This is a genomic window from Clavibacter sepedonicus, from assembly GCF_000069225.1.
GTDB lineage: Bacteria > Actinomycetota > Actinomycetes > Actinomycetales > Microbacteriaceae > Clavibacter > Clavibacter sepedonicus.
Genome location: NC_010407.1, coordinates 578,469 through 590,899, shown reverse-complemented (window position 1 = coordinate 590,899; position 12,431 = coordinate 578,469). Strand labels below are relative to the sequence as shown.

Sequence of the window (12,431 nt, the reverse complement as noted above, 5' to 3'; positions counted from 1 at the left end):
GACCGGGGCGTCCGGGCATGTCGGAGGCCCCCGGTAGAGTCCCCCGCATGGCCCGCATCCACTCCACGTACCGCTGCTCGGAGTGCGGGTGGACCACCCCGAAGTGGGTCGGGCGGTGCGCCGAGTGCCAGAGCTGGAACACCGTCGCCGAGGTGTCGCAGACGCCCGCGGCGGCCGGCCGGGTCACCACGCTCACACCCGCCGGATCCAGCCAGGCGCGGTCGATCATGCACGTCGGCACCGCGTCCGCCAGCCACATGCCGAGCGGCGTCGGCGAGCTCGACCGCGTGCTCGGCGGCGGCATCGTGCCGGGCGCCGCCATCCTCATGAGCGGCGAGCCCGGCGTCGGCAAGTCCACGCTGCTGCTCGAGGTCGCCGCGCGCGCCGCCGCGAAGGGCGCGAAGGTCCTCTACGTGACGGCCGAGGAGTCGGTCGCCCAGGTGCGCATGCGCGCCGAGCGCACGGGCGGGCTGCAGGAGTCGCTCATGATCGCGGCCGAGACCGACCTCGGCACGATCCTCGGCCACATCGAGCAGGTCGCGCCCGACCTCCTCATCGTCGACTCCGTGCAGACCGTCTCCAGCAGCACGTCCGACGGCCTGCCCGGCCACCCCGGCCAGGTGCGCGAGGTCGCCGTCACGCTCATCCGCGTCTGCAAGGAGCGCGACCTGCCCCTGCTCCTCGTCGGCCACGTCACCAAGGACGGCTCCATCGCCGGCCCCCGGCTCCTCGAGCACCTCGTCGACGTCGTGTGCCAGTTCGAGGGCGACCGGCAGACGTCGCTCCGCTTCATCCGCGCGCTCAAGAACCGCTTCGGCCCCACCGACGAGGTCGGCTGCTTCGAGATGGCGGGCGACGGCATCGTCGAGGTGCCGGATCCGAGCGGCATGTTCCTCTCGCGCGGTGTGCACTCGGTCTCCGGCACGTGCGTCACCGTCGCGATGGAGGGCCGCCGCGCTCTGCCCGTCGAGGTGCAGGCGCTCGTCGTCGACACGAAGGCGCCGCAGCCGCGCCGCGTGGTCAACGGGGTGGATGCGTCGCGCGTCGCCATGCTGCTGGCCGTGCTCGAGAAGCGCGCCAACGTGCGGCTCTCGGATCGCGACGTCTACGTCTCCACGGTCGGCGGCGTCCGCCTCACCGAGCCCGCCGCGGATCTCGCCATCGCCGTCGCGCTCGTCTCCGCCGTCAACGGCAAGGCCATGCCCCACGACCTCGCGGCGTTCGGCGAGATCAGCCTCGCGGGAGAGATCCGCGGCGTCACGTCGGCGCCGCAGCGCGCGGCGGAGGCCCGGCGGCTCGGCTTCACGCAGATCGTCGACGCCGAGTGGGGCCCGCTGTTCTCCGCGCTGGGCCGTGCGTTCTCCCTCGCGAAGAGCGAGCGGGAGAAGGAGCTCGACGAGGCGTTCTGACCCGGCCGGGCCCGAGCCGCCTGCCGGGCCCGAGCCGGGGCCCAGCCGGAGGGGGGTGCTCAGCCCGCGTCGACGGATCCGACCACGTGCTCGCGCACATGCGCCACGGCGTCGTCCACCACGTGCGTCACGTGCGTGTCCGCCACCTCGTAGCGGGCGATGCGCCCGTCGCGCTCGACGTTCACGAGACCCGCCGACCGCAGCACGCGCAGGTGCTGGGAGACCAGCGGCTGGGACAGCCCCGACTCCTCGACTAGCTCCGACACGCTCAACTTCCGGGACGCCAGCAAACCGATGAGGCCGAGGCGCGACGGCGAGGACAGCGCCTTGAAGAGGTCGGCGGCCTGCTCGAAGCCGGGGGGTGGATAGGTCACCTCAAAGATCCTAGGGCGAGGCGGAGACGCGGCCCGGCGCGGAGACGGCGACGGGGACCGGGCCTCATGGCCGGGTCCCCGTCTCGATCCGCGCGCGTCGTCGCGCGTCGGATCAGTGCTCGTCGTAGTGGTCGCCGTGCTCGGCGTGCTTGTGGCCGTCGTGGACGTAGTCCACGTGGTCCTCGTGCGTGACGGTCTCGTGACCGCAGTCGGCGCCGTGCTGGTGCTCGGCGACGGTGTGCTCGGCGTGGGTCTCGGTGGTATCGGTCATGATGCGTCCTAACGTCGGTGGAGCACCAGGATGACAGACGCATGCATGGATTGCAATGGATGCATCCAATCGAGAACCGTGGTCATGTACGCACATGGCCGCGGGTCGCCGCGCGCGTCAGTACAGCAGGAACGACTTCGGCTCGGCGCTCTTAACGCCGGCCACCTCGACCGACAGCGTGTAGGTCGCGCCGCCGGCGGGCACGGCCGGGCGCTGCTTCTCCTCGCAGGTCGTGGTGGACGACCGCTGGCGCGACCACTCGAACGGCGACGACGTCTGCGGGGTCCGCGCGGCCAGCTCGACCTGCGCGTCCTCGGCGCCCGTCTGGCAGTCGGTCGACTTCCAGTAGACGTCGGATCCGCTCGAGATCGTGAACACCTGCGTGGTCGTCCCGAGGTTCGCGGTGCAGGGCTCCATGCCCGTGTTCGTCACGGTGAAGGAGAGCTTGGGCAGCACGCCCGCCTTGTAGGAGGCGGCGTCGGTGACGGGGGTGACGGTGAGCTGGCCCGCGGCGCAGGATCCGTCGGCGTTCGTCTCTGTGCCGGCGCTCGCGGTGGCGCTCGGGGTGGGATCCGGGTCAGCCGGCGCGGCGGCGTCGGGGGCCGCATCCGCGGTGGGCGTCGCACCGGGAGCTGCGGTGTCGGCCGTGCCGCGGCCCAGGTTGGACACGATGATCACGACGACCGCGATCACGGCCACCACGACGAGGAGCGCGAGCAGACGGCGACGGCGGTATACGGCCGCGGACGGGCGGCCTCCGGGCGAGGTCGAGGTCGAGGACATGAGCACAGGCTACGGTCGGCGCGCCCGCCCGGCCCGGTCGGCGCGCCCGCCGCTCTCCTCCCTCAGGGGATGCGGGGCGGCAGCGGCCAGGACCTGGGAGGGTCAGAGCGCCTTGAGCATGCGCGTGTTGCCGAGGGTGTTCGGCTTGACGCGGGAGAGGTCGAGGAACTCGGCGATGCCCTCGTCGTGCGAGCGGAGCATCTCGTAGTAGATCTCCTGCGCGATGATCGACTCCGCGACCTCGTGGTACCCATGGCGCGAGAAGAAGCCAACCTCGAAGGTCAGGCAGAACAGGCGGCTGAGGCCGAGCTCGCGGGCGTCGTCCTCGAGGCGCTCGAGCAGCGCGTGGCCGACGCCGGTGCCGCGCGTGTGCGGGGAGGCGGCGAGGGTGCGGATCTCGCCGAGGTCCTCCCACATCACGTGCAGCGCGCCGCAACCGACGACCTCGCCGGCCGCGTCGACCGCGACCCGGAACTCCTGCACGTTCTCGTAGAGCACCACGAGGTCCTTGCCGAGGAGGATCCCCTCCATCACGAGCGGCTCGACGAGCTGCTGGATGCGGGGCACGTCGCCGGTGCGCGCGCGTCGCACGCGGATGCCGCCCGCGGGCTCCGCTGGCTCGACGACGGCTGGCTCTGCGCTCACGATGACGACCCTCTCGATCCGCGGCTCGGGCGCCCGGATCAGGGGTCCAGCCTAGCGACGGGCGGGTCCCGCGTCCGGGCGGGCCGGGTCGGTGCCGGGCTCCTCGGGCTCGGCGCCGGTGCCGAGCCGCGCGATCATCCGCGGCGCGATCCACACGACCGCCACCACGCCGACGACCGCGCGCAGCCCGGCGAACACGAGCACCCACCAGCCGACCCCGTCGCCGCCGACCAGCAGCGCGATCCCGATGACGACGAGCGCCGCGTCCGCGACGAACGGCACGCGCAGCCAGAACATGAGGCGGCGGACGGGATCCATGTCAGCTGCCGCCGGGCGGACCGGGCCGGTCCGCGACGGGCGCACCCGAGGGCGGCGCCCAGCGGTCGGACGGCGCATCGGCGGGCGGACCCGACGCATCCCGCGCCTCGCCCGCACGCCGCACCACCGGCAGCCGCACGCCGAAGACCGTGCGGCCCGGCTCCGACTCCACCCACACCGCGCCGTGGTGCGCCGACACGATGGCCTGCGCGATGGCCAGGCCGAGGCCCGTGCCGCCGGTCGTCCGGGCACGGGATCCGTCGCCGCGCACGAAGCGCTCGAACAGGGTCTCCTGCAGGGCGGGCGGGATGCCGGGGCCGTCGTCGGTGACGCGGATCACGGTATGCGCATCCGGACCCGCGCCCTCCACCGCGAGCGACGTGACGACGCGCGTGCCGGCCGGGGTGTGCGTTCGGGCGTTGGCGAGCAGGTTGACGACCACCTGGCGGAGCCGCGCGTCGTCGCCGGGGACGGTCACGGAGCCGTCCGGCAGGTCGAGGTCCCAGTCGTGGTCCGGGCCCGCGGCGCTCGCGTCGCCGACCGTGTCGAGGAGGATGCGCGTGAGGTCGATCGGATCCGACTCCAGCTCGCGCCCCTCGTCGAGTCGCGCGAGGAGCAGGAGGTCCTCGACGATCGTGGTCATGCGCACCGACTCCGACTCGATGCGCGACAGCGAGTGCGTGACGTCCTCGGGCAGCTGGTGCGGCCCGCGACGCGTGAGCTCGGCGTAGCCGCGGATGGAGGCGAGCGGCGTGCGCAGCTCGTGGCTCGCGTCCGACACGAACCGCCGCACCTTCGCCTCGCTCGCCTGCCGCGACGACAGCGCCGCGGCGACGTGCCCGAGCAGTCCGTTGAGCGCGGCGCCCACGCGGCCGACCTCGGTGCGCTCGTCGGTGTCGGATGCGGGCACGCGCGCCTCGAGCGCGACGTCGCCGCGGTCGAGCTCCAGCGCCGCCACGTGGGTCGCCGTGTCGACGACCCGGTCGAGCGGACGCAGCGCCCGGCGCACGATGAGCGTGCCGAGGAGCGCGGCGAGCGCCAGCGTGATGGCGGCGACCACCGTGATCACGAGGATGAGCTGCTCGACCACGTCGTCGGCGGGCTTCGTCGGCAGCCCGGTGACGATGGTCGCGCCGGAGGACGAGGTCTGGCCGACGAGCCGGTAGCTGCCGAGCGCGCCGCCGAGGTCGACCGTGCGCGGGACGCCGTCGGTGGGCACGCTCTGCAGCTGCTCGCTCTGGCGCTGGGTCAGCTCCACAGCGCCCGCGCCGCCGGGCTCGCCCTGGGCGGCGGAGCGGTCCGCGATGTAGCCGCCGGACACGACGCCGTCGATGATGGTCGCGCTGATCGTGCCGACCTGCTGCCCGAACGCGCCGAGCCCACCGGGCGCCCCGGGAAAGCTGCCGTAGCCGCCCGGCTCGCGGTCGACGAAGTCCTGCGAGCGTGCCGCCGTGGCCTCCAGCTGCTGGTCGACCTGCTGCATCAGCGACGTCCGCAGCGCCAGGATGCTCACGGTGCCGATGAAGATGCTCGCGAGCGCCAGCAGCCCCACGACGCTGAGGACGAGGCGGCGACGCAGGGTCATCCCGCGCGCGGCGGCCGTCAGCCGATCGCGCAGCGGCGCGGTGCCGTGCCGCTCGGTGGCCGGCGGCTGGGTGGCCGGCGGCTGCGTGGCCGGCGGCTGGGTCACTCCGCGGCCTTGAGCATGTAGCCGCTGCCGCGCACGGTGTGGATCATCGGGTTCCGGCCGGCGTCGATCTTGCGCCGCAGGTAGGAGATGTAGATCTCGACCACGCTCGACTTGCCGCCGAAGTCGTAGCTCCAGACCCGGTCGAGGATCTGCAGCTTGCTCAGCACGCGGCGCGGGTTCCGCATCAGGTAGCGCAGCAGCTCGAACTCGGTGGCGGTGAGCTCGATGGGGTCGCCGGCGCGGGCGACCTCGTGGCTGTCCTCGTCGAGGGTGAGGTCGCCGACGCGGATCACCGGGTCGACGGTGTCGCTGACCACGAGCGTCGAGCGGCGGATGAGGCCGCGCAGCCGGGCCACGACCTCCTCCAGACTGAACGGCTTGGTGACGTAGTCGTCGCCGCCCGCGGTGAGCCCGGCGAGGCGGTCGTCGAGCGAGTCCTTCGCGGTGAGGAACAGCACGGGGATGTCCTCGGCGTCGGCGCGCAAGCGCGAGAGCACCTGGAGGCCGTCGAGGTCCGGCAGCATGATGTCGAGCACCACGGCGTCGGGCTTGAACTCGCGCGCCGCGGCGAGCGCCTGGTGCCCGTTCTCGGCCGTGCGGATCTGCCAGCCCTCGTAGCGGAGCGCCATCTGGAGCAGGTCGGTGAGGGACGCCTCGTCGTCGACGACGAGCACCCGGATGGGCGACCCGTCGGCACGGGTGAGGCGGGGCTGCGGAGCGGCGGCGGGCTGGAAGCCGGAGGGCGTTGCGGTGGTCACGGGATCCATCATGCGGATGTTCCTATGAAGCGGCCATGAAATGACCATGGGCGAACTTGCACCGCAGCCGATGGGCGACGACGGGCCCGGCGCGTGGTGCGCCGGGCCCGTCGGATCGTGCGGGTGGGAGCTAGTGCTTCTCCTCCGTCGCGCGCGTGACGGTCTCGCCGTCCACGCTCGCGCGGTCCTTCTTCTGCTTGTCGCCGCGGGTCTTCGCCAGGCTCGCGACGGTGGCGACCGTGATGGTCGCGCCGATGAACAGGAGCGAGAACCAGATCGGGATCTCAGGCGCCCACAGCATCGGCTCGCCGCCGTTGATGAACGGCAGCTCGTTGACGTGCATCGCGTGCAGCACGAGCTTCAGGCCGATGAACGCGAGGATCACCGCGAGGCCCTGCGACAGGTACACCAGGCGCTCGAGCAGGCCGCCGATGAGGAAGTACAGCTGGCGGAGGCCCATCAGCGCGAAGGCGTTCGCGGTGAAGACGATGTACGCCTCGTTGGTGAGGCCGTAGATGGCGGGGATCGAGTCGAGCGCGAACACCAGGTCGACGAAGCCGATCGCGATGACGCAGAGCAGCAGCGGGGTGACGAAGCGCTTGCCGTCGATCTTGGTGGTGAAGCGGTCGCCGACGAACTCGTCGTGGACGGGCAGGATCCGGCGGGCGATGCGCACGAACATGTTGTCCGCCGCGTTGCCGCCGTGGTCGCCCTTCAGCTGCTGGTACGCGAGCACGAACAGCAGCGCACCGAAGATGTAGAAGACCCAGGAGAAGTTCTCGATGAGCGCGGCGCCCAGCGCGATGAAGCCGGCGCGCATGATCAGGGCGATGACGATGCCGATCATCAGCACCTTCTGCTGGTACTTCCGGGGCACGGCGAACCCGGTCATGATCAGCAGGAACACGAACAGGTTGTCGATCGACAGGGCCTTCTCGGTGAGGTAGCCGGCGAAGTACTCGCCGCCGAAGCCCCAGCCGTTCGTGATGCCGATGCCGACGCCGAAGATCAGGGCGAGGCCGATGTAGAAGACCGACCAGCGGGCGGACTCGCCGATGGTGGGCTCGTGCGGCTTGCGCACGTGGGTGAAGAACTCGTAGACGAAGAACGCGATGGTGACGGCGATCGTGATGAGCCAGGTGGTCGTGGTGATGTTCACGGGGGTCTCCGGGAATGAGGCCGACGGGATATCGGGACGGCGGGTGGCGCGGACCCCCATGATCCCATGCGGGATCTCCTCACTCCTGGGGAAATACCCGCGCATGCGCTCCGCGGATCGGCCGCTCCGACGTCCGCCCTGCCCCGCGGCCTCCGCGGGCTCCCGGATCAGGTCAGGCTCGGCGCCTGGAACGGGTACGCGACGTACGCGAACCGGCGCGAGTCGGGCGCCCAGCTGGTGACGTTGATGGTGCCCTGGCCGCCAGGGAACGCCGCGAGGTCGCGCGTGCGGTGGCTCTGCCGATCGATGACGCGGAGGATCACGTCGCGGTCGGCCGGGTGGCCGAGCGTGCCGGGCGGGAAGGACAGGTAGACGATGTGCTCGCCGTCGGGCGACGGATGCGGGAACCAGTTGACGCGCTCGTCGGAGGTGAACTGGTGCGTGTCGGAGCCGTCGGTGCGCATCGTGAACAGCTGCGCGTGGCCCGCAGCCACGGATCCGCGCTCGGAGTTGAAGTAGAGCCAGCCGCCATCGGGCGAGAACTCGGCGCCGTCGTCGGGGTAGCCGTCGTCGGTCAGCTGCGTGGTGGGGCCGCCGTCGACGGGCACGAGGTGGATGTTCGTGGTCCACTCGCCGCGCGCGTCGACCTGGCCGCCGATGACGCTGAGCGTCGTGCCCGTCGGGCGAGACGCCGTGCAGGTAGTTCTTGAAGCCGAGCGCCGGATCCCGGTCAGCCGTGATGCGCCGGCCCTCGCCGCCCGCGCCGTCGTTCCAGAGGACGCTGTAGAGGTGGCCGTCGCGGCCGGAGACGTAGACGTGCGCGCCGTCGGGCGAGAAGACGTGGTCGTTGTTGATGGGCGGCACGCCGCCGAGGTCGACCGCATGGAAGTCGACCGCGGGCTCGGGGAGGTCCGGATCCGGCTCCTCGGCGTCGGGCGCGGGCAGCCGCCAGAGCCCGCCCTCGGCGTTCACGACGAGCCAGCGGCCGTCGGGCGTCCAGTTCGGCGCCTCGATGTGCAGCACGGCCGACTCGGCGACCATGCGCTCGGCGCCCGTCTCGACGTCGACGACGAGGAGGCGGGCCAGCTGGCCGTCGCGCAGCGTCACGCGGTGGATCCGGTGGGGCCGTCGGCGGGCGCGGAGCCCGGCGCGTCGTCGCGGTTGTTGGCGAACGAAGAGTCGAAGAGGCTGTCCGGCGTCGGCCAGAGGAGGGAGCGCACCCGCGCGAGGGCGTCGGGGGCTCCGTGCAGGCGGTCCATCCCCGCATCCTCCCACTCGACCGACACCGGGCCGTCGTAGCCGATGCTCCGCAGCGCCCGGAAGGCGCGCTCGAACGGCACGTCGCCGTGGCCGACCGAGACGAAGTCCCAGCCGCGGTGCGGGTTCCCCCACGGGAGGTGGGATCCGAGCCGGCCGCCGCGGCCGTCGGTCGTGACCCGGGTGTCCTTGGCGTGCACGTGGTAGATCCGGTCGGCGAAGTCGAGGAGGAAGCCCACCGGGTCGATGCCCTGCCACATCATGTGGCTCGGATCCCAGTTGAGGCCGAAGCCCGGGCGGTGGCCGATCGCCTCGAGCGTGCGCTTCGTCGTCCAGTAGTCGTAGGCGATCTCGCTCGGGTGCACCTCGAGCGCGTATCGCACGCCCTCGTCGTCGAACACGTCGATGATCGGGTTCCAGCGGTCGGCGAAGTCCTGGTAGCCGGCGTCGATGACCGACTCGGGCACGGGCGGGAACATGGCGACGTACGGCCAGATGCGGGATCCGGTGAAGCCCGTCACGCGCGTGACCCCGAGCGCCGCCGCCGCCTTCGCCGTCAGCTTGAGCTCCTCCGCCGCGCGCTGGCGCACGCCCTCGGCCTGGCCGCCGCCCCACACCTTGGAGCGCAGGATCGCCTGGTGCCGGAAGTCGATGGGGTCGTCGCACACGGCCTGGCCGGTGAGGTGCTGCGAGAGCGCGTGCACCTGGAGGCCGTGGCGCTCGAGGATCTCGAGACGGCCGCGCAGGTACGCGGGATCCTCCGCCGCGCGCCACACGTCGAGGTGCTCCGCGGAGCAGGCGATCTCGAGGGCGTCGAACCCCCAGCCGCTCGCGAGCCGGGCCACCTCCTCCAGCGGCAGGTCGGCCCACTGGCCGGTGAAGAGCGCTACGGGGGTGGTGATCTGGGGCATGGTTCCCTCTCGTCGACGGTGACGGATGACGGTGCGGTGCGGTGCGGTGCGGTGGCGCGGCCCGGTGGCGGCGCGCGGGATCCACGCTACACACCAGGCCGCGCCCGCTCACGGGCCGGCGTCAGCGAAAGTTCGCCGACTGCGTGCGCTGGTAGCCGGCCAGCGTGATGCCGCCGAGCAGCACCGCCCACGCCGCGAGGATCACCAGCGGGAGGCCCATGACCGCGGTGTCGTGCCGGGCCGCGGCGCTCGTCAGCGTGCTCCACGCGCCCGTCGGCAGCAGCACCGTGAGCGACTCCCACGGCGTACCGCTCGTGTCGCCGCCCGTGAACAGACCGCCCGCGAACGACAGGGGCAGGTACACGAGGTTGGCGAGGCCGAGCGCGCCGCGGGCGGGGAACCAGTAGCCCATCGCGAGGCCGAGCAGCGCCATGGGCACGGCACCGGCCAGCACGGCGAGCGCGACCGAACCGAGCGTGGCCGCATCCACCCGGACGCCGCCCGCCAGGATGCCGACCGCGACCACCGGGATCACGAAGACGACGCCGAAGACGCACGCGACCGTGAGCTTGGCGGCGAGGCGGATCCACGCGGGCACCGGCGCCGTGAACAGCCACCGCTCCCACGGCGACTCCCTCGCCGACGCCGAACTGGAACGTCACCGTGCCGAGCACCGAGAACAGCACGTAGCCGAGCAGCACGCTGAGCCGCGCGCTCGGCGGGCCGCCCTGCGGCAGGCCGACGACCGCGTAGATGAGCACGGGGTACGCGAGGAGCGGGAGCACGAAGGCGGGCATGCGCGCGTTCTGCGCGAGCTCGCTGACGACGTGGGCGCGGTAGATGGCGACCCGGCGACCGGCGGTGAGGCGGGCCGGGATCGGCGCGGCGGTCATCGGGCGCATCCCGCGTGATCCTCGGCGCGCGACGGATCGGCGGGGATCGCGTCGGCGCCGTCCGCCAGCACGCGCTCCACGATCTCGCCGAGCCCCGGCTCGACGACCGTGAGGCCCGGCTGCGGCACGGCGGCGAGCACCAGCCCGGCCACGACGTCGGAGCGGTCGGTGTCGATGACCCACCGGATCCGCTCGAGGCCGCGCGGCTCCTCCCCCGCCTCGGGCACTGCGCCGGACGACCGCAGGCGCCGCGCCTCGGCGGCGGTCGCGTCGAAGCCGACCCGACGGACGCCGGCCAGCCCGCGGAAGTCGGCGGCGGTCCAGTGGCCGACCACGCGCCCGTGGTCGAGGCAGACGACGGTGTCAGCGAGCGCCGCGACCTCCTCCATGTCGTGCGACGCGAGGAGCACCGTGCGCCCAGAGTCGCGGACCGCGGCGATGGCGTCGCGCACGGCGGCCCGGCCGGGGATGTCGAGCGCTGCCGATGGCTCGTCGAGCACCACGACGGGCGTCCCGGCGCCGACGACGCACGCGAGCGCGACCCGCCGCCGCTCGCCGCCGCTCAGGCCGCCGGTCTGCCGGGACGCGAGGCGGTCGAGGTCGAACCGGTCGATGGCCGCGGCCGGCGTGAGCGCGGCGGCGTGCGGCACGAGGGCGAGCGCGAGCACCTCGCGGACGGTGAGGTACTCGGGGAACGCGAGCGCCTGCGGCATCACGGCGACCAGCGCCGCCGTGGGCCCGCCGCGCCGCACGTCGTGGCCGAGCACGCGTGCACGGCCCGCGTCGGGGTGGCGGGTCGCGGTCAGGATGTCGATGGCCGTGGTCTTCCCGGATCCGTTCGGCCCGAGCAGCGCGTGCACGAGCCCCGGCGCGAGCGAGAAGGAGGCGGCGTCGAGCGCGCGCGTCCGGCCGAAGGTGCGGGTGATCCCGTCGAGCTCCACCGCGTCAGTCATGGGAGGCCTCCTCGTCGGCGAACCGCCGGGCACCCGGATCCGCGCCGCCGAACGAGATCGCGTAGAGGGACGACTGCGTCACCCCGTCGAGCCCGAGCACCGCGTCGAGCTCGTGGTCCACGAAGCCGACCCAGCCCAGCACCGGCAGCCCCAGCGCGGTCGCGACCAGGAGCGCGTTCTGCCCCACGTGGCCGGCCTCCAGCAGGGTGAGCCGGTAGCCGCGGAGCCCGTACTTGCAGCGCGAGCGCTCGAAGCTGCCCGTGATGACGACCGTGACGGCGGCCGTCTCCGGGATCGGCGCCATGAGCGACGGCGCCGCGCGGCGGAAGCGCGCGAGCTGTCCGTCCCGGTCGAGCCCGGACACGTCGACGAGCGTCTCCTCCAGCGGGTCGAGCTGGTGGATCCCCGGCTCGAGCCCCACCACCGACCGCGCGACCACGTGCAGGTCGAGCGGGTACAGCCCGCCGCCCGAGGGCACGAACCGCCTCGGCGTGCCGTCGCCGCGCGGTCCGTAGGCGAGGCGCAGCACGGTGGCGAGCTCGGCCAGCTCGACCGGCCGCCCGAGCGTGCGCGGCTCCGCCGACCGACGCGCCGCCAGCGTCGCGCCCAGCTCGTGCCGCAGCGGGAGCGCGCGCGGGAGGGGCAGCGCCGGGAGGAGCCGCGGCGCGGAGGTGGCCCCGCCCGGCCCGGCGTCCGCGACGCCCTGCGCCTCCTGCGCCATCTGGTGGGCGTACCGCACGTCGGTCCAGCCGGGGTGCGTGATCCGCGTGATCTTCGACGCCTCGTGGAAGTCCTCCGCGGGGTCGCCGGCCGGCCGGTCGACGGCGCCCCCGACGCTGAAGATCGGTCCCACGCTCCCGAGGGAGCGCGCGGATCCGGCGGCACCCGGATCCGCCGGCGCGGACGGATCCGTCGGAGCCTCCGCCCGGTCGGGGGCGGCGTCGGTCTCGATGGTGCTCATGGGATCCTCCTGGTGCGGCGGGCGATGGGACGACTGCGGGGGCGGGCGG

At 73.2% G+C, this 12,431-nt stretch carries 14 protein-coding genes; 1 reads left to right on the top strand and 13 read right to left on the bottom strand.

Annotation, left to right across the window (positions count from 1 at the left end; all coding sequences use genetic code 11):
• The first annotated feature begins 47 nt into the window (after positions 1 to 47).
• Complete coding sequence (gene radA, locus CMS_RS02790) at positions 48 to 1,409, top strand: DNA repair protein RadA (RefSeq protein WP_041464337.1); 1,362 nt, start codon at positions 48 to 50, stop codon at positions 1,407 to 1,409.
• A gap of 59 nt (positions 1,410 to 1,468) precedes the next feature.
• On the opposite strand, the gene CMS_RS02785 is transcribed toward radA, so the two are convergent.
• The 13 genes from CMS_RS02785 to CMS_RS02725 all read right to left on the bottom strand — a co-directional run bounded on the left by CMS_RS02785 (position 1,469) and on the right by CMS_RS02725 (position 12,382).
• The gene (locus tag CMS_RS02785; RefSeq protein WP_012297998.1) at positions 1,469 to 1,783 is read right to left on the bottom strand and encodes an ArsR/SmtB family transcription factor; all 315 of its coding nucleotides are present in this window, start codon (positions 1,781 to 1,783) and stop codon (positions 1,469 to 1,471) included.
• Between the two features lie 112 nt (positions 1,784 to 1,895).
• Positions 1,896 to 2,054 (bottom strand): hypothetical protein, encoded by a 159-nt coding sequence (locus CMS_RS02780; protein ID WP_012297997.1) that lies wholly within the window; start codon positions 2,052 to 2,054, stop codon positions 1,896 to 1,898.
• Between the two features lie 117 nt (positions 2,055 to 2,171).
• Positions 2,172 to 2,837 (bottom strand): hypothetical protein, encoded by a 666-nt coding sequence (locus CMS_RS02775; RefSeq protein WP_012297996.1) that lies wholly within the window; start codon positions 2,835 to 2,837, stop codon positions 2,172 to 2,174.
• Positions 2,838 to 2,939: 102 nt separating this feature from the next.
• Positions 2,940 to 3,482, bottom strand: coding sequence for an amino-acid N-acetyltransferase (locus CMS_RS02770; protein ID WP_012297995.1), 543 nt, complete (start codon positions 3,480 to 3,482; stop codon positions 2,940 to 2,942).
• Positions 3,483 to 3,533: 51 nt separating this feature from the next.
• Positions 3,534 to 3,800 (bottom strand): hypothetical protein, encoded by a 267-nt coding sequence (locus CMS_RS02765; RefSeq protein ID WP_012297994.1) that lies wholly within the window; start codon positions 3,798 to 3,800, stop codon positions 3,534 to 3,536.
• Position 3,801: 1 nt separating this feature from the next.
• Positions 3,802 to 5,385 (bottom strand): sensor histidine kinase, encoded by a 1,584-nt coding sequence (locus tag CMS_RS02760; protein WP_012297993.1) that lies wholly within the window; start codon positions 5,383 to 5,385, stop codon positions 3,802 to 3,804.
• A 101-nt stretch (positions 5,386 to 5,486) separates the two neighbouring features.
• On the bottom strand, positions 5,487 to 6,260 hold the full coding sequence (locus CMS_RS02755; RefSeq protein WP_015491335.1) for a response regulator transcription factor: 774 nt from the start codon (positions 6,258 to 6,260) through the stop codon (positions 5,487 to 5,489).
• A gap of 118 nt (positions 6,261 to 6,378) precedes the next feature.
• Positions 6,379 to 7,407: a TerC family protein gene (locus CMS_RS02750; RefSeq protein ID WP_041464336.1), complete on the bottom strand. Its 1,029-nt coding sequence runs from the start codon at positions 7,405 to 7,407 to the stop codon at positions 6,379 to 6,381.
• Between the two features lie 167 nt (positions 7,408 to 7,574).
• A complete protein-coding gene (locus CMS_RS17710; protein WP_223842703.1) occupies positions 7,575 to 8,015 on the bottom strand; it encodes a TolB family protein in 441 nt (146 codons plus the stop codon).
• A gap of 495 nt (positions 8,016 to 8,510) precedes the next feature.
• Positions 8,511 to 9,575: a sugar phosphate isomerase/epimerase family protein gene (locus CMS_RS02740; RefSeq protein ID WP_012297990.1), complete on the bottom strand. Its 1,065-nt coding sequence runs from the start codon at positions 9,573 to 9,575 to the stop codon at positions 8,511 to 8,513.
• Positions 9,576 to 9,696: 121 nt separating this feature from the next.
• Positions 9,697 to 10,173, bottom strand: coding sequence for a hypothetical protein (locus tag CMS_RS17705; protein WP_223842702.1), 477 nt, complete (start codon positions 10,171 to 10,173; stop codon positions 9,697 to 9,699).
• Between the two features lie 291 nt (positions 10,174 to 10,464).
• Positions 10,465 to 11,421 (bottom strand): ABC transporter ATP-binding protein, encoded by a 957-nt coding sequence (locus tag CMS_RS02730; protein ID WP_012297989.1) that lies wholly within the window; start codon positions 11,419 to 11,421, stop codon positions 10,465 to 10,467.
• Positions 11,414 to 12,382: a SagB/ThcOx family dehydrogenase gene (locus CMS_RS02725; protein ID WP_012297988.1), complete on the bottom strand. Its 969-nt coding sequence runs from the start codon at positions 12,380 to 12,382 to the stop codon at positions 11,414 to 11,416. Before CMS_RS02725 ends, CMS_RS02730 begins: the two co-directional genes overlap by 8 nt.
• Between the last annotated feature and the right edge of the window lie 49 nt (positions 12,383 to 12,431).

Coding starts and splice junctions, on each gene's coding strand:
- radA (WP_041464337.1), top strand. CDS start 48: ATGGCCCGCATCCACTCCACGTACCGCTGCTCGGAGTGCGGGTGGACC.
- CMS_RS02730 (WP_012297989.1), bottom strand. CDS start 11,421: ATGACTGACGCGGTGGAGCTCGACGGGATCACCCGCACCTTCGGCCGG.
- CMS_RS02760 (WP_012297993.1), bottom strand. CDS start 5,385: ATGACCCTGCGTCGCCGCCTCGTCCTCAGCGTCGTGGGGCTGCTGGCG.
- CMS_RS02780 (WP_012297997.1), bottom strand. CDS start 2,054: ATGACCGATACCACCGAGACCCACGCCGAGCACACCGTCGCCGAGCAC.
- CMS_RS02740 (WP_012297990.1), bottom strand. CDS start 9,575: ATGCCCCAGATCACCACCCCCGTAGCGCTCTTCACCGGCCAGTGGGCC.
- CMS_RS02775 (WP_012297996.1), bottom strand. CDS start 2,837: ATGTCCTCGACCTCGACCTCGCCCGGAGGCCGCCCGTCCGCGGCCGTA.
- CMS_RS02755 (WP_015491335.1), bottom strand. CDS start 6,260: ATGATGGATCCCGTGACCACCGCAACGCCCTCCGGCTTCCAGCCCGCC.
- CMS_RS02765 (WP_012297994.1), bottom strand. CDS start 3,800: ATGGATCCCGTCCGCCGCCTCATGTTCTGGCTGCGCGTGCCGTTCGTC.
- CMS_RS02725 (WP_012297988.1), bottom strand. CDS start 12,382: ATGAGCACCATCGAGACCGACGCCGCCCCCGACCGGGCGGAGGCTCCG.